The 16376-nt window shown below is 76.5% G+C and carries 10 protein-coding genes; 5 read left to right on the forward strand and 5 right to left on the reverse strand.

Annotation, left to right across the window (positions count from 1 at the left end; translation table 11 throughout):
• Positions 1–35 precede the first annotated feature (35 nt).
• A complete protein-coding gene (locus ACYX4T_RS07710) occupies positions 36–728 on the reverse strand; it encodes a hypothetical protein (protein ID WP_476013965.1) in 693 nt (230 codons plus the stop codon).
• A gap of 228 nt (positions 729–956) precedes the next feature.
• Between ACYX4T_RS07710 and ACYX4T_RS07715 the strand changes: the two genes are divergently transcribed.
• Positions 957–3101 carry a sensor histidine kinase gene (locus tag ACYX4T_RS07715; protein WP_476013966.1) on the forward strand — a complete coding sequence of 715 codons (2145 nt, stop codon included), beginning with the start codon at positions 957–959 and terminating at the stop codon, positions 3099–3101.
• Positions 3098–3748, forward strand: coding sequence for a response regulator transcription factor (locus tag ACYX4T_RS07720; RefSeq protein ID WP_476013967.1), 651 nt, complete (start codon positions 3098–3100; stop codon positions 3746–3748). Before ACYX4T_RS07715 ends, ACYX4T_RS07720 begins: the two co-directional genes overlap by 4 nt.
• Here ACYX4T_RS07720 and ACYX4T_RS07725 read toward each other — a convergent pair.
• The gene (locus ACYX4T_RS07725; protein ID WP_476013968.1) at positions 3745–8832 is read right to left on the reverse strand and encodes a SpoIIE family protein phosphatase; all 5088 of its coding nucleotides are present in this window, start codon (positions 8830–8832) and stop codon (positions 3745–3747) included. The two genes, ACYX4T_RS07720 and ACYX4T_RS07725, sit on opposite strands and share 4 nt — an antisense overlap.
• 113 nt (positions 8833–8945) lie before the next feature.
• On the opposite strand from ACYX4T_RS07725, the gene treZ reads away from it, so the two are divergent.
• A complete protein-coding gene (gene treZ / locus ACYX4T_RS07730) occupies positions 8946–10712 on the forward strand; it encodes a malto-oligosyltrehalose trehalohydrolase (RefSeq protein ID WP_476013969.1) in 1767 nt (588 codons plus the stop codon).
• 29 nt (positions 10713–10741) lie between these two features.
• Here the strand turns inward: treZ and ACYX4T_RS07735 are convergent, their stop codons facing one another.
• From ACYX4T_RS07735 to ACYX4T_RS07745, 3 genes are read right to left on the reverse strand one after another with little or no spacing between them, the layout of a single operon-like run.
• Positions 10742–11353 (reverse strand): protein-L-isoaspartate(D-aspartate) O-methyltransferase, encoded by a 612-nt coding sequence (locus ACYX4T_RS07735; protein ID WP_476013970.1) that lies wholly within the window; start codon positions 11351–11353, stop codon positions 10742–10744.
• Positions 11350–11865: an STM3941 family protein gene (locus ACYX4T_RS07740; protein WP_476013971.1), complete on the reverse strand. Its 516-nt coding sequence runs from the start codon at positions 11863–11865 to the stop codon at positions 11350–11352. The genes ACYX4T_RS07735 and ACYX4T_RS07740 overlap by 4 nt, the downstream gene beginning before the upstream one ends.
• Positions 11862–12278, reverse strand: coding sequence for a CoA-binding protein (locus ACYX4T_RS07745; RefSeq protein ID WP_476013972.1), 417 nt, complete (start codon positions 12276–12278; stop codon positions 11862–11864). The genes ACYX4T_RS07740 and ACYX4T_RS07745 overlap by 4 nt, the downstream gene beginning before the upstream one ends.
• Before the next feature lie 106 nt (positions 12279–12384).
• Here ACYX4T_RS07745 and ACYX4T_RS07750 point away from each other — a divergent pair, with 106 nt between their 5' ends.
• The gene (locus ACYX4T_RS07750) at positions 12385–15321 is read left to right on the forward strand and encodes an FAD-binding and (Fe-S)-binding domain-containing protein (RefSeq protein ID WP_476013973.1); all 2937 of its coding nucleotides are present in this window, start codon (positions 12385–12387) and stop codon (positions 15319–15321) included.
• A 92-nt stretch (positions 15322–15413) separates the two neighbouring features.
• Complete coding sequence (locus ACYX4T_RS07755) at positions 15414–16370, forward strand: type IV toxin-antitoxin system AbiEi family antitoxin domain-containing protein (protein ID WP_476013974.1); 957 nt, start codon at positions 15414–15416, stop codon at positions 16368–16370.
• Positions 16371–16376 lie beyond the last annotated feature (6 nt).

A 16376-nucleotide genomic window follows, 5' to 3' on the forward strand; every position in this document is an offset into this window, starting at 1 on the left:
GGGGCCGGTCGGGACGGCCGGACCCGGGCGAGCCGTCAGCGCCGGGTCAGGTCGGGGCGCACGGCCAGCAGGACGCCGAGGGTCGCGTAGCCGACGAGGAAGTGGGCGCCGGCGACGACGAAGCCCAGCTCCGGGCCGAGGGCCATGCTGGCCGCACCGACGAGCAGCCACGACCCGGCGATCGGCGCCCACACCCGCAGGATGCCGTGCCAGCGTCCGACCACGGCGACGGTGATGCCGACGACGACCATCCCGAGCATCGACAGCGGCCAGGCCGGGTCGAGGACCGTGGCGACCGTGCCCCACTCGCCGCCCCCCGCACTCGCGGCGAAGGCCGACTGGATCGTCGCGACCCCGAGCACGACGGCCTCGACCACGAGCAGGCCGCGGCCGACTCGCCCGGTGCCGGTGCCGCGCGTGACCCACAGGGCGGCGAGCAGGCAGAACACGCCGAGCTGGAGGGCGATGCCGGCCAGGTCGACGACGAAGCCGCCCTCGGGGGTCGCGAGGAGGAGCCAGCAGAGCCCGTAGACCGCGGCGCCGACGGCGAGGCCGGCGCCGAGGAGCCGCAGGGTGCCGGGCCGCACCCCGGGGCTCCCGGAGCCAGGAGCGGAGACCGCCGGGACCGCCTCGGTCGAGTCGGTGGCGGCGGCGGGGGCGGCGGCGGGGGCGGCGGCGGGGGCGGCGTCGGTCCGGACACGGGCGGGGGTGGTGCGGATGCTGGTCATGGCGGGCTCCCGGGAGAAGTGGTCGAAGGGGGGTCTGTTGGTCCGGCGAGCCGCGTGACTCGGGCTCCGGCGGCTCTCGGCCTGCACGGGGAGAACTGTGCGCCGGGACCGGTCCCCCGCCCCAGGGCCGCGCGCCCCGTCCCGGTCCCGACCGTGTCCCGAGCACCCGGGACACCGGCGGGACGCGAGACCCCCGACAGCGCGGGCCCGACCTGCGACGATCACGTCATGGCCACGCGGGTCGGCGAGTCGCAGACGCACCCCCCGACGGCGCCCCCGACCACCGTCGACACGTGCGGGGACGCCGCCGGCGGCGCCGCCGACCCGCCGCCGGCCGCCGGCCCGGACCGGGCGCCGTCTCGCCGGCGCGCGGCGGTGCTCGTGCTGGCCGGCGCCCTGGCCGTCCTGCTCGTCACGCTCGCCGTCGCCCTCGACGTCGCGGGACGCGGTCTCACGCTCCCGCGGTCGATCGACACCGCCGCCGGGTGGCCGAACGCGGTGGCGGGCGTCGCCCAGCTGCTCCCGGGTCTGCTGGTGCTGCGGGACCGTCCCCGCCACCCGATCGCCTGGGTGCTCGTCGTCTCCGGGGTCGTGTGGCTGATCGGCGGGCTCGCCTCGGCGTGGATGGTGTACGTCGTCTACCGGCACCCCGAGCTCCCGGGGGCCGTCCTCGGTCTCCACCTCGGCTACCGCTGGGGGGCCGTCGCGGTCGTCGGTCTGCCCCTGCTGATGGTGCTCTTCCCCGACGGCCGGTGGCCGCGCCCCCGGGCCTGGCGGGCCGTCGCGGTGGCCGCGGTCGCGACGACGGCGGTGATGCCGATCGTGGCCGTGCTCGCGCCGGCCGGCGTCGCCCGTGCCTTCTCCGGGGGCGCCACCCCGGCGCCCATCGCGGCCCTGCCCTTCGACCAGCTGACCGTGGACCTGCCGGTCTGGCCGACGGTGTTCGCCGTGGCCCGCCACCTCCCCGCGGTCGGTCTCCTCCTGGCGCTGGCGGTCGTGGCCGCCCGGTACCGCCTCGCACGGGGGCAGCGTCGCCTGCAGATGCGCTGGCTGGTGTGGGCCGGCGCGGTCTCGGCGGTCGCGCTGGCCGTCGTCCAGCTCCTGCCGCCCGCGTGGCTCATGGTCGGGCTGATCGTCAGCATCGCCGTGACGAGCTGCGCCGTCGTCGTCGCGATCACCCGCCACCGCCTCTACGAGATCGACCGGCTGCTGCCGACGACCGTCGTCGCCCTCGCCCTCGGCGTGCTCGTGCTCGCGGTCGACGGGCTGGTCCTGCTGGTCGCGGGGACGGCGTTCGGCGGCCGCGACGCAGGCCTGCTCGCCGTGGCCGTCGTCGCCGTGCTCTACACGCCGCTGCGCAGCCGCCTCTGGCGCGCCGCGCGTCGCCTGACCCGCGGCTCCCGCGACGACCCCTACGCCGCCGTCGCCACCCTCGCCGGGCGGCTGGAGACCGCGGCCGCGCCGGGCGAGCAGCTCGCCGCGCTGGCCCGCTCGGTGGCCGAGGCGTTCCGGCTGCCCTACGTCCGCGTCGAGATCGACCGCGCCGACGGTGCGCGGGCCGTCGTCGAGCACGGGCACACCGACCGCCCGACCGTCGCCCTCCCGATCCGCTACCGCGACGAGACGATCGGCCGGGTCGCGGTCGCGGAGGGGCGGCGGCTCTCGGACGCCGACCAGCGCCTGCTCGGCGACCTGCTCCGCCAGGCCGCGGGCGCCGCCCGGGCCGGCGCGCTGTCGGCGTCGCTGCAGCAGGCCCGGGTCGACCTCGTCACCGCCCGCGAGGAGGAGCGCCGGCGGCTGCGCCGCGACCTGCACGACAGCGTCGGCCCCGGCCTCGGCGCGGTGACGCTGCGGATCGAGACCGCCCGCGGCCTCGCGACGAAGGACCCGGCGGCCGCCGACGGGGTGCTCGCGCAGGCCGTCGCCGACGTCGGCGCCCTGCTCGCCGACGTCCGCCGGCTCGTCCACGACCTGCGCCCGCCCGCCCTCGACGAGCTCGGGCTCTCCGGCGCCCTGCGCGCCCAGGCCCGGCGGCTCTCGGGCGACGGCCTCGAGATCGGCGTCGAGGGCGAGCCGGGCGAGCTGCCCGCCGCCGTCGAGGTCGCCGCCTTCCGCATCGCCTCGGAGGCGATGACCAACGTCGTCCGCCACGCCGGCGCGAGCCGGGCCACCGTCGTCCTCGACCGCCGGCCCGGACGGCTCGTCGTCACCGTCACCGACGACGGGCGCGGCATGGGCGCCGACGTCGTCGCCGGGGTCGGGACGCTGTCGCTTCGCGAGCGCGCCGCCGAGCTCGGCGGCCACACGAGCGTGTCCTGCCCACCCGACGGCGGCACCGTCGTGACCGCCGCGATCCCCCTGGAGGGCCCGTGAGCGACATCCGCGTCGTCCTCGCCGACGACCACCCCGTCTACCTCGACGGCCTGGCGGGGCTGCTCGCCACGGTCGACGGCCTCGACGTGGTCGGCACGGCGACCGACGGGGCGGCGGCCGTCGAGACGGTGGCGGCCCTGCGCCCCGACGTCGTGGTGCTGGACGTCCGCATGCCCGAGCTCGACGGGATCGCCGCGACCCGGAAGATCGTCGACGCCGACCCCGCGGTCGGCGTCGTGGTGCTGACGATGAGCGAGGAGGACGAGACCGTCTTCGCCGCCCTGCGCGCCGGGGCCCGCGGCTACCTGCTCAAGGGCGCGACGAAGGACGAGATCGTGCGGGCGGTGACCGCGGTGGCCGAGGGCGACGCGATCTTCGGCCCGGCGCTCGCCCGCCGGGTCGTCGATTTCCTCGCGCCGCGTCGGGCGACGGTCGACGTGTTCCCCGAGCTCACCGCCCGCGAGCGCGAGGTCCTCGACCTCGTCGCCGCCGGGCGGGCGAACCCCCAGATCGCGTCGGCGCTGTTCCTGTCGCCCAAGACCGTGCGCAACATCGTCTCGGCGATCTTCACGAAGCTGCACGTCGCCGACCGGGCCGAGGCCATCGTCCGGGCGCGCGAGGCCGGGCTGGGGCGTCCGGGCGCCTAGGTCCGGTCCCGGCGGTCCTCGTCGGGCAGCGCCAGGGCGAGCACGCGGGCGGCAGGGCTGCCCGGCGCGGTCCGCAAGCGGGGTACGGCGCCGCGGCGGCGCGCCTCCTGCAGCGCGCGCAGCACCAGGCCGACCCCGGTGCTGGCGAGGTGCCCGACGTCGCGCAGGTCGATCTCGACCGTCCCGACGTCGGCGAGCACCCCGTCCACCGCCTCGCGGCAGGCCTCCACCCCGGCGAGGTCGAGGTCGCCGCGCAGCACCACGTGCCGCCCGTGCTCGTCGTCGCGGACCTCCATCCGCGCCGGCCGACCGACGGAGGGCGGCTCGGGTGCCCGCGGCTCGCCGACGTCCTCGGGCTCCCCCGGCGGGACGCGGAAGACGACCTGGGTGCCGCCGTCGGGGACGGGCGTGACGGTGGCGTCGCGCGACACCTCGCGCAGCAGCGCGAGCCCGCGCCCGCGGAACCCCGGGTCGTCGGGCACCGGGCGCCACGAGCCGTGGTCGACCACGCGGACCTCGATCGACCCGTCGGTGCAGCGCGCGAGACGCACCTCGACCTGGCCGGAGCCGGCATCGTCGCGGTAGCCGTGCTCGATGGCGTTGGTGGCCGCCTCGCCGAGGGCGAGCTGGAGGTCGCCGAGCGCGCCCTCGTCGACGCCGGCGGCCCGCGCCCAGCGCGCGGTGCGCCGGCGCAGGACCGCGAGCGAGTCGGGACGCGCGGCCAGCACGAGCTCCAGCGGCGGCGGCGCGAAGCGGGCCACGACGAGGGCGACGTCGTCGGTGCGCGGGCCGAGGTCCGCGAGCAGCGCGCTCGCGAGCGTGCCGGGGTCGGCGTCGCGGTGGCGCTCGGCGGAGTCCACGAGCCGGTCGAAGCCCTCGTCGAGGGCCTCACCGCGGCGCTCGACCAGCCCGTCGGTGTAGAGCAGCAGCACCGAACCGGGGTCGACCGTCGTCACGGCCTCGCGGTGGTCGCGCAGCCCGGGCGGCAGGCCGAGCAGCGGTCCGTGGCCGGCGGGGTCGTCGAGGAACTGCACCGGGGATCCGTCCGCCGGCGCGAGGAGGGCCGGCAGGTGCCCGGCGCGGGCGTGGTGCAGCTCGCCGGTCACCGTGTCGAGGATCAGGCACATCGCCGTCGAGGCCTGCGAGCCCGGGATCCGCGAGGTCAGGCCGTCGAGCAGGCCGAGGGCCTCGGCGGGGCCGTGCCCGGCGAGGAGGTAGCCCGAGAGCGCGGTGCGCAGCTGGCCCATGACGGCGGCCGCGCCGGTGCCCTGTCCGACGACGTCGCCGACCGCGACGGCGACGCGGTGCTCGCCGAGGTCCACGACGTCGTACCAGTCACCGCCGGCCTGGGTGCCGGTGGCGCCGGGCAGGTAGCGCACCGCGAGCCCGACGCGGTCGAGGGCCGGCAGGCCCTGCGGTAGCAGGCTGCGCTGCAGGGTGTCGGCGATCTGGTGCTCGGCGCGGTAGAGCCGCGCCCGGTCCAGCGCGATCGCGCACGGCTCGGCGAGCGCGACCAGGGCGCTGCGCTCGGTGTGCGAGATGCGGGCGCGGTCGGGCAGCCCGACCCCGATGGCCCCGCCGGTGACCCCCGCGGCCACGAGCGGGAGCGCCATGGCGCCGCGGATGCCCCGGTCGCGCATGAGGGTCCGCAGCACCTGGTGGTCGCTCTCGGCGTCGTCGTCGCCCCCGACCAGCCACAACGGTTCCCCGCCGTCGATCGCGGCGCCCACGAGCGTCGGGGCGTGGCGCTCCGGGCCGACGACGGGCGCCTCGGTGTTCTCCGCGGCGAGCGGGGCGAGGGCGCCCGTGCGCGGGTCGTACTCGAAGACGGCGACCCGGGCGCCGTCGCCGAACAGCGCCCGCAGGTGCCCCACGGTCACCTCGGCGACCTCGACCGGGGTGGCGGCGGCCGAGAGCTGGGTGGTGGCCCGCTGCAGCAGCGAGAGCCGCGAGGCCGTGGCGCGTTCCTCGGCGAGCAGCAGGGCGTTGTCGAGCGCCAGGGCGGCGCGGGTCGCGATCTCCTCGACGAGGTCGTGGTCGTCGTCGCTCCACCCCGGCGCGCCGTCCCCGCGCTCGAGGGTGACGAGGGCGACCGGGTGGTCGCGGACCACCAGCGGCAGGTGCAGCACGCCGGCCTCGGTGACCGCGGTGCGCCGCTCCAGCGCCCGCTGCTCGCCGTCGCCGAAGGTGCCGGCGGACAGCGGGACCGCGGTGGCCTCGGCGGGCGCGGCGACGTCGGTGGTCGCGTCCGGCCGCGTCGCGACCCGGCCGTCGCCGGGCCCGCCCTCGTCGTCGAGGGGACGGGCGGCCGCGCGGGCGGCGAGCCCGACCTCGACGAGCAGGCGGACCAGGCGCTCCAGGCGGTCGACCACCTCCGGCTCGCGGTCCAGCTCGGCCCCGACGCGGGCGAGCAGCCGCTGGCGCTCGGCCTCCAGCCAGCGGGCGTGGACGTCGACGCAGCTGCCGACGAAGCCCGCGACGCCGCCGTCGCCGGGCAGCGCGACGGCGTGCTCGGAGACCCGCCGGTACGCCCCGTCGCCGCGGCGCAGGCGGTACTCGGCCTCCCAGCCCTCCCCCGCCCGGATCGCGCGGTCGCGCACCGCGCGGTAGCGGGGGCGGTCCTCGGGATGGACGCCGGCGAGCCAGGCGGTGCCGCGGTCGTCGGCGTCGGCGCGACCGGTGAAGCGCCGCCAGCCGGTGTTGTGGAAGGTCCGCGCGCCGTCGGGGTCGGCCACCCAGATCATCGCCGGGGCGAGGTCGGCCATCGCCGTGAACCGGGCCTCCGCGCGGCGTCGCGCCCGGCCGAGCTGGAGGTGCGCGTCGACGCGGGCCAGCAGCTCCGGGGCGGTGAAGGGCTTGACGAGGTAGTCGTCGGCCTGGGCCGCGAGCCCCTCGACCGCGGCCTCCTGCCCCGCCCGCGCGGAGAGCAGCAGCACCGGGACCCGCGCGGTGCGCTCGTCGGCGCGCAGGGCCGCGAGCAGCTCGAGGCCGTCACGGCGGGGCATCATGACGTCCGAGACGACGAGCTCGGGCGGGTCGGCGAGCGCCGCGGCGAGCGCCTCCTCGCCGTCGGACACCAGGCGCACCGCGTGGCGCGGGGCGAGCAGCCGGTGCAGGTAGGAGCGCATGTCCGCGTTGTCGTCGGCGACGAGCACGCGGCCGCGCGCCGCGTCGGGGACGCGGGCGGCGGGCTCGCGCGCCTCGTCGTCCTCGTCGCCCTCGGGCAGCCACCGCATCGCCTCGGCCACGAACGACTCGGCGTCCGCGGACGGGCCGGCGGGCGTCCTCGAGGCGTCGGGCACCGGCTCGAGCACGTCGACGACGCGGTCGGCGGGCAGGTGCGCGCGACCGAACGGCAGGCGGACGGTCATCGTGGTGCCGGCGCCGAGCTCGCTGGTCGCGGTGACCTCGCCGCCGTGCAGCCCGACCAGCTCACGGACCAGGGCGAGCCCGATGCCGCTGCCCTCGCCCGAGCGCCCGCCCGCACCCTCGACCCGGTGGAAGCGCTCGAACAGCCGGGGCAGCTCGTCGGCGGGCACCCCGACGCCGGTGTCGGCGACGTGGAGCACCGCGGCGTCGTCGGCGGTCCCGACCCGCACCGACACCCGGCCCGCCGTCGTGAACTTCAGCGCGTTGGAGACGAGGTTGAGCACGATCTGCTCCCACGCCGCCCGGTCGAGCAGGACGGGGCGCCCCGAGGGCGGGCAGTCGACCACGTACTCCAGCCCCGCCCGCTCCATCGCCGACCGGAAGAGCCCCGCGAGCTCCTCGGTGGCGGCGCCCAGGTCGGTGGGCACGAAGCGCGCCCGGCGTCGCCCGGCGTCGAGGCGCGAGAAGTCGAGCAGGCTGTTGACCAGCCGCCCGAGGCGCCGGCCGTTGCGGTGCACGACCTCGAGCTCGGCGCGCCAGCGCTCGGGGTCGACCTCCGGTGCGGCCCGCAGGTCCTCGACCGGGCCCATGATCAGGGTCAGTGGGGTGCGGAACTCGTGGCTGACGTTCGAGAAGAACTCGGTCTTGGCGCGGTCGAGCTCGGCGAGCGCCTCGGCGCGGCGGCGCTCGGCCTCGAAGCCGCCCGCGTGCGCGAGCCCCGCGCTGATCTGGCCGCCGAGCAGCTGCAGGAAGCTCGCGGTCCGCTCGTCGTAGGGCCGGTGGGGGTTGACCCCGGCGACGAGGAACCCGGCGAGCCCCGCCTCCTCCTCGCCCGGTCCGCCGCCCGGCGCGGCGGCCAGCGGGACGAGCACCGCCTGCTCGGCCGGCCTCTCCCAGGCGCCCCGCGGCACCGCGTCGCCGAATCGGGCGGCGAGGTCGTCGACGACCACCGGCTCGCCCGCCGGCGCCGCCTCTGCCATCGCCCAGGGCCCCGCGTCGCCCGCGAGGTCGGTCGGGGCGACGGGGGACCCGGGTCCGGCGCCGGTGCTCGCGGCCAGCTGCGCCGCGCCGGTGTCCTCGTCGAGCAGGTAGACCAGCGCGAACGGCAGGTCCCGGTCGTTCTCGGCGAGCGTGCCCTCCACGGCCCGCAGGACGTCGTCGCGCGACCGCGCGGAGCCCATCGCCGTCGCGAGGTCGCGCAGCGTCGCCATCCGCCGGTCGCCGATGACGCGCTCGGTGGTCTCGGTGACCACGCACAGCATCCCGGCGACGGCGCCGTCGTCGTCGGCGAGCGGGCTGTAGGAGAACGTGTGGTAGGTCTCCTCGGGGTAGCCGCTGCGCTCGAGGAAGAGCAGGAGGTCCTCGTCCCAGGTGGCCACCCCGGTGTCGAGCACCGAGGCCACGCGCGGCCCGACGTCCGCCCAGATCTCCGACCACACGACACGGGCCGGCTTGCCGAGCGCCCACGGGTGCTTGGCCTGCAGCGTGTCGCGCCAGTAGGCGTCGTTGTAGAAGAACGTCAGGTCGGGCCCCCACGCCATCCACATCGAGAAGCGCGAGGTCAGGAGCAGGCGCACGACGGTCCGCAGCGGCGTCGGCCAGGCGTCGGGCGCGCCGAGCGGGGTCGCCGACCACTCGACCCGTGCCATGTCGGCGCCGACGCGACCCCCGCCGGCGAACAGGTCGGCCGTGCCGGAGAGGGGCTCCGCGCTCATCGCCTCCCCCTCCTGCGCCGTGGCGGCCCCGTCGACCCGCGTGCGGGCTGTCGTGCGGGTGTCGTGTGGGTGGCGTCGCACCCGCCGACCATCATGGTCGGCCGGGAGTGCGCATGCGCGACCGGCCCGTCGGGCACATCGGGCCCGTGACACACGAGTTCGCGGTCTGGGCCCCCGACCGCACGACGGTCGGGCTGGTCCTGGATGGTCCGGGCGGCCGCACCGAGCCGATGACGTCGGGCCCCGGCGGGTGGTGGCACGCGAGCGTGCCCGACGCCGGCCCGGGCACCGACTACGCGTTCTCGCTGGACGGCGGTGACCCGCTGCCCGACCCGCGCTCGCGCTGGCAGCCGCACGGGGTGCACGCCGCGTCGCGGCTGGTCGAGGTCGAGCCCTCCCCCGCCGACGCCGCGTGGACCGGGCGGTCCCTCCCGGGCGCGGTGATCTACGAGATGCACGTCGGGACCTTCACGCCCGAGGGCACGTTCGCCTCGGCGGAGGAGCGCCTCGACCACCTCGTCGAGCTGGGCGTCGACTTCGTCGAGGTGCTGCCGGTCAACGCCTTCGACGGCACCCGCGGCTGGGGCTACGACGGCGTCCTCTGGTACGCGGTCACCGAGAACTACGGCGGGCCGGTCGCGTTCCGCCGGTTCGTCGACGCCTGCCACGCGCGCGGCCTGGGCGTGGTGCTCGACGTCGTCTACAACCACCTCGGGCCCTCGGGGGCCTACCTCGACCGGTTCGGGCCGTACTTCCTCGGCGAGAACGTCTGGGGGCCCTCGCTCAACCTCGACGGGCCCGGCTCGGACACCGTGCGGGCCTACATCCTCGACAACGTCACGATGTGGCTGCGCGACTACGGGGTCGACGCCCTGCGCCTCGACGCCGTGCACGCCCTGCGCGACGCCCGCGCCACCCACCTGCTCGAGGAGATGGCCGACCACGTCGCGTCGCTCTCGGCCCACCTGCGCCGGCCGCTCACGCTGATCGCCGAGTCCGACCTCAACGACCCGCGGCTGATCACCTCGCGCGAGGCCGGCGGCTACGGCCTCGACGCGCAGTGGTGCGACGACATCCACCACGCCCTGCACTCGACGCTCACCGGCGAGACCCAGGGCTACTACGTCGACTTCGGCGAGCTGGCCACGCTGGCCGAGGTCCTGCACCACCCGTTCCACCACGCCGGCACGTGGTCGACGTTCCGCGGCCGCCTCCACGGGCGTCCCGTCGACCTGCTGCGTACCCCCGGGCACCGGTTCCTGGCCTACCTCCAGGACCACGACCAGGTCGGCAACCGCGCGGGCGGCGACCGGCTCTCGGCGACGCTCTCCCCGGGCCTGCTGGGGTGCGGGGCGGCGCTGGTGTTCTGCTCGCCGTACACCCCGATGATCTTCATGGGCGAGGAGTGGGGTGCCCGCACGCCGTGGGCGTTCTTCGTCGGCTTCTCCGACCCCGAGCTGCAGGTCGCGGTGCGGGAGGGGCGCACGAAGGAGTTCGCCGAGCACGGCTGGGGCGCCGAGGAGGTCCCCGACCCGACGGCCGACGCGACGTTCGAGGCGTCGAAGCTGGACTGGTCGGAGCCGTCCCGCGAGCCCCACGTGGCCCTGCTCGGGATCTACCGGGAGCTCATCGCCCTGCGCCGCGCCCACCCCGAGCTCACCGACCCGCACCTCGACCCGGTGCGGGTCGACCACGACGCGGGGGCGCGGACCCTGGTCGTGCACCGGGGGACGCTGCGCCTGGCGGTCAACCTGGGCGGGGCGCCGGCGACCCTGCCGGTGCCGGCCCGCGAGGTCCTCTCCGCCCCCTCCGGCGTCGACGTCGCCGACGGCTCGCTGACCCTGCCCGCGGAGGCGTTCGCGCTGGTGCGGGTGCGCTGACGCGCAGGCTCACGAGCGCGGAGCGCACCTCACAGCAGCGGCACGAACGACACCGCCATGAGCCGCTCCTCGCCGCCGTCCCGGCGCATGCGGACCAGGTCGCCGTGGCGGCCGTGGCCGACGGGGCAGACGAGGACGCCGTCGTCGGTGAGCTGCTGGAGCAGCGCCGCGGGCACCTCGCCCTCGGCCATCGCCGCCACCGAGATCGCGTCGAACGGCGCGCGGTCGGGGACGCCGAGGCGCCCGTCACCGTGGCGGACGTCGACGTCGTGGGCGGTGGCCGCGAGCGCGGCGCGGGCCGCGGCCGCCAGCGACGGGTGGTACTCGACGGCGACGACCTCGGCGGCGAGGCGCGAGAGGACCGCGGCCGCGTAGCCGCTGCCCGCGCCCACCTCGAGCACCCGCTCGCGCCCGGTCAGCCCGAGCGCCTCGGCCATCGCGGCCACCATCGCCGGCGCCGAGATCGTCTGCCCGCACGCGATCGGCAGCGGACCCGACCCGTACGCCTCGTGCACCCGGTGGGCGGGCACGAAGCGGTGGCGGGGCACCTCGGCCATGGCCGCGAGGACCCGCTCGTCGCGGATCCCCTGCCGGCGCAGCGCGGCGACCATCGCCCGCCGGCGCCGCTCGTGGGCGCTCACGCGTCCTCCGGACGCAACGCCTGCAGGTCCGCGGCGAGCTCCTCGGCGGGCACCGGCAGCACCGTCGGCGGCAGGACCACCGGGCTGCCGAGGCGCCCCGCCTGGGCGCGGCCGACCCTCGCGCGGGCGGGCGTGGTGCGCGCGAGCACGGCCTCCGGGTCGCGCACCCCGATGACGAGCATCCCGCCGCCGCGGGCGGGCAGGACGTCGATCGTCCCCAGCTCCGACCAGGGCAGGAAGCCCGCCGCGACGATCGACCCGCCGTCGTCGATGCCCTCGGCGGTGGCGACGAGCAGGGGGCGCGACCGGACCAGGCGCGTCACCGCCCGCACCGCGCCGACCCCGAAGAAGACGACGAGCACGACGCCGACGACCACGCTCGCCGTCCCGCCCCCGAGCACCAGCCACACGCCGGCGGCGAGCCCGACCACGGCGGTCGCGAGCGCCACCGCGGGCGCGGTGCGGGGCGCGCGGATCTCGAGCCGGCCGGGCTCGCGGACGATGCTGCTCACGCGCACCACCGCTTGTGCTCCGCGCGCACGTCGCGGTCGGCGACGGCCGCGACGCCGGCGGCCCGGGCCCGCGCGACCGTCCGGGCCGTCGTGTCGGCGTCGGCGACCCCGCCGGGCAGCCACACCGCGCCCGCCCCCACCGCGGCGGCCTCGTCGACGACGGCGTCCCACGCCGCCGGCGCGCGGAACACGACGACGAGGTCGGGGGTGGGGACGTCGGCGAGGGTCGGGGCGCACAGCCGGCCGAGGGTCTCGACGACGTGCGGGTTGACCAGGTCGACCGTCCACGCGGTGCGGTCGAGCAGGTAGGCGGCGATGCGGAAGCTGGGGCGGTTGAAGCGGTCGGAGACCCCGAGCACCGCGACGCGCTGGACCTTCGCCAGCAGCGCACCCACCTCGGCGTCCGTCTCCACAGCGCCATCCTCCCGCACCTATGTGAGCACTTTCCGGGCCTATAGGGCCGGAAAGTGCTCACGAGCGCGAGTTGCGCGCCGCCGGGGCCCGGCCCAGAGTCGAGCGGTGGCCACGGTCGACCTGCCCTCTCCGCGCCCGCGGAGCTCGCCGTCCGGCCCCGAGGAGGCGCTGGCCCGGGACCTCGCGGCGCGGGTCGACGGCGAGGTCCGCTTCGACGCCGGCTCCCGCGCCGCCTACGCCGTCGACGCCTCGAACTACCGCCAGGTCCCGGTCGGCGTCGTCGTCCCGCGCACCCTCGACGCCGGCGTCGAGGCGCTGGCGGTCTGCCGCGAGCACGACGTGCCGGTCCTGTCCCGCGGCGGCGGCACGAGCCTCGCCGGCCAGTGCTGCAACGCCGCCGTGGTGATCGACTGGTCGAAGTACTGCACGCGGCTACTGTCGGTGGACGAGCAGGCGCGCACCTGCGTCGTCGAGCCCGGCATCAAGCTCGACGACCTCAACGCCGCCCTGCCCGGCCGTCTCGTCTACGGCCCGAAGCCCGCCACGCACGTCAGCTGCACGCTCGGCGGGATGATCGGCAACAACTCCTGCGGCTCGACCGCACAGGTCTTCGGCAAGGTCGCCGACAACGTCCGGCGCCTCGAGGTGCTCACCTACGACGGCCTGCGCATGTGGGTCGGCCCGACGTCGGACGAGGAGTACGCGGCGATCCAGGCCGGGGGCGGGCGCCGCGCGGAGATCTACCGGGGCCTGCGGGCGATCGCGTCCGACCACGCCCAGCTCGTCGCCGAGCGCTTCCCCGACATCCCGCGTCGCGTCTCGGGCTACAACCTCGACGACCTCGTGCCCGGCTCGTCCTTCGACCTCGCCCGCGCGCTGGTCGGATCGGAGTCGACGCTGGTCACGGTGCTGCACGCCGAGCTCGACCTCGTCACCGAGGCACCCCACACCGCACTGGTGGTGCTCGGGTTCGACGACGTCGTCGCCGCCGCGCGCAGCGTCGACGCGATCCTCCCCCACACCCCGCACTTCCTGGAGTGCATCGACCGCAACATCGTCGAGTTCGAGCGCGCCAAGGGCGTGCACCAGCGGGCGATGGCCGCGATGCCCGCGGGCAGGAGCTGGCTGATGGCCCAGATGCGCGACGACGACGCCGACCGGGCCCGGGAGCGCGCGCGGGCGCTGGCCGCCGCGCTGGAGGGGACCTGCTCCGTCCTCACCGTCACCGACCCCGCCGAGCAGGCCGAGCTCTTCGCCGTCCGCGAGTCGGCGCTGGCGGTGTCCGCCCGCGACCCGCGCACCGGGATCGACAACTACGAGGGCTGGGAGGACGCGGCCCTGCCCACCGACCGCCTCGCCGACTACATGGCCGAGTGGGTCGCGCTCGTCGAGGAGTACGGGTTCACCGAGGGCACCGCGATCTACGGCCACTTCGGGCACGGCTGCATCCACACCCGCATCCCGTTCGACCTGCGCACGCCGTCCGGGATCGCGGCCTACCGGACGTTCATGGAGCGCTCGGCCGACCTGTGCGTCAAGTACGGCGGGTCGCTCTCCGGCGAGCACGGCGACGGCCAGTCCCGCGGCGAGCTGCTCGAGCGCATGTACGGCCCCGAGCTCGTGCGGGCCTTCGAGTCGGTGAAGGCGCTGTTCGATCCGCGCCACCGGATGAACCCCGGCAAGGTCGTGCACCCCTACCGCCTCGACGAGCACCTGCACGTCGGCGCCGACTACGACCCCGCCGACCCGCCCTCGGCGTTCGCCTACCCGTCCGACGACGGCCGCTTCACCCGCGCGATCGAGCGCTGCATCGGTGTCGGGCGGTGCCGGCGCACCGACGGGGACGTCATGTGCCCCTCCTACCGCGTCACGGGCGAGGAGCACCACTCCACGCGCGGGCGCGCGCGGCTGCTCTGGGAGATGCTGCGCGGCCACGCCGACTCGCCCATCCGCGACGGCTGGCGCTCGACGGAGGTCCGCGACGCCCTCGACCTGTGCCTGGCGTGCAAGGGCTGCCTGTCCGACTGCCCGGTCAACGTCGACATGGCGACGTACAAGGCCGAGTTCCTGCACCACCACTACGAGGGGCGGCAGTGGCGCCGCCCTCGCTCGCACCTGTCGATGGGCTGGCTGCCCGCCCTCGCCCGCGTCGCCGCACCGCTGGCGCCGCTGGTCAACCGCCTGACGTCGTCGCGGGCCGCGGGCTTGCTCAAGCGCGCCGGCGGCATCGACACCCGCCGCACCATCCCGTCGTTCGCCACCCCGCGGTTCTCGCGCTGGTACCGCGAGCGCGGTCCGCGTGGGTCGGGTCACCGCGGCGAGGTCCTGCTCTGGCCGGACACGTTCACCGAGTTCCTGCACCCGCGGGCCGGCGCCGACGCGGTGCGCGTGCTCGAGGCGGCCGGGTTCCGGGTGCGGCTGCCCGGGCAGGAGCTGTGCTGCGGCCTGACGTGGGTGACGACGGGTCAGCTCGACATCGCCAAGCGGGTGCTGGGGCGCGCGCTCGACGCGCTGGCCCCGGCGGTGGGCGACGGGATGCCGATCGTCGGCCTCGAACCCAGCTGCACCGCGGTGCTCACCGACGACGCGCCGAACCTCCTGCCCGGCCCGCGCGCGGAGGCGATCGCGGCGGCGACGACGACGCTGGGCCGCCTGCTCGCCGAGCGCGCGCCGGACTGGGCGCCGCCCGGGCTCGCCGGCCGCGACGTCATCGTCCAGCAGCACTGCCACCAGCACGCCACCGGCGGCTACGGCGCGGAGACGGCGGTCCTGCAGCGAGCGGGCGCCGAGGTGGAGGTGCTCGACTCGGGGTGCTGCGGGCTGGCGGGGAACTTCGGGTTCGAGCAGGAGCACTACGAGGTGTCCGTGGCCTGCGGCGAGCAGGTGCTGCTCCCCCGGGTCCGCGGGGCCGCCGAGGACACCGCGGTGGTCGCCGACGGGTTCTCCTGCCGCACCCAGATCGACCAGCTCACCACCCGCCGTGGCGACCACCTCGCCTCCCTGCTCGCGTCGGGCCTCCCGCCGGAGGCCCTCCCCTGGTGACCTCATGTGAGCACTTTCCGGGCCTATAGGCCCGGAAAGTGCTCACGAAGGAAGTCCTGGATCCAGGACGCGCCCTTGTGCGTCGAACAGGCATGGATGACCTGGACCTGGATTGGTGGCGGAACGTCCGCCGCGATCAGCACGACGTGGTGACCATCGAGCAGCTGTTCCGCCGCGGCTTCAGCGAGGACGGCATCGACGCCCAGCTGCGGGCCGGCCGGTGGCAACGACTCCATCGCGGGGTGTACGTCCTGCACAACGGCCCGATCTCCGTCGAGGCGAGGCGCGTCGGGGCACTCCTCGCCTGTCGCGGCGGGGCGATGCTGAGCCACGAGACCGCCGGTGAGCTGTGGAAGATGTTGCCGGCGGCGCCGGAGCGGCCGGTCCACGTGACCGTGGCGTACGGCAGCGCTGCGGTGCGTTCGGACGGCCTCCGCCTGCACCGTTCGCGCGCCTTCGCCCACATCGGCGCGCTCGACGCCGAGCCACCGCGGACGAGCCGCGTCCACACGCTCCTCGACCTCGCCGTGGCGGCGACGACCGAGCAGGACGCGACGCGGCTGGTGCACGAGCTCGCCGTCGCGCAGCGCATCCACGCCTCGGCGCTCGAGGAGGGCGCGATGCTCCGTCGACCGCGGCGGCACCGCCGTGCGATCGCCGATGCCGTGATGCTCCTCCGCGAGGGCATCGACTCGATGCTCGAGCTCCGCTATCGCGAGGACGTGGAGAGGGCCCACGGCCTCCCGTGCGGCACCCGTCAGGAGCCCGTGCTGGTCGACGGGCTTCGCCGGCGGGAAGACGTCGTCTACGACATGCCGAGGGGCCGGGCGATCGTGCGCCTCGACGGCTACCTCTCGCATGCCGACAAGCTCACGGCGTTCGTCGACCGTCGTCGCAGCGTGGCAGCCGTCATGAGCTCGTCGACGGCCCTCCCGTACGGGTGGACGGAGGTCACGACGATGCCATGCCGGACGGCGCGCGAGGTGGAGGTCGTCCTGCGCACCATCGGGTGGAGGGATCCCTTCCGCTGCTGTGTCCGCTGTTCGTGAGCACTT

It is taken from the genome of Actinomycetospora sp. ABD4_176, assembly GCF_056311855.1.

Coding starts and splice junctions, on each gene's coding strand:
- ACYX4T_RS07710 (WP_476013965.1), bottom strand. CDS start 728: ATGACCAGCATCCGCACCACCCCCGCCCGTGTCCGGACCGACGCCGCC.
- ACYX4T_RS07715 (WP_476013966.1), top strand. CDS start 957: ATGGCCACGCGGGTCGGCGAGTCGCAGACGCACCCCCCGACGGCGCCC.
- ACYX4T_RS07725 (WP_476013968.1), bottom strand. CDS start 8,832: ATGAGCGCGGAGCCCCTCTCCGGCACGGCCGACCTGTTCGCCGGCGGG.
- treZ (WP_476013969.1), top strand. CDS start 8,946: ATGCGCGACCGGCCCGTCGGGCACATCGGGCCCGTGACACACGAGTTC.
- ACYX4T_RS07755 (WP_476013974.1), top strand. CDS start 15,414: ATGGATGACCTGGACCTGGATTGGTGGCGGAACGTCCGCCGCGATCAG.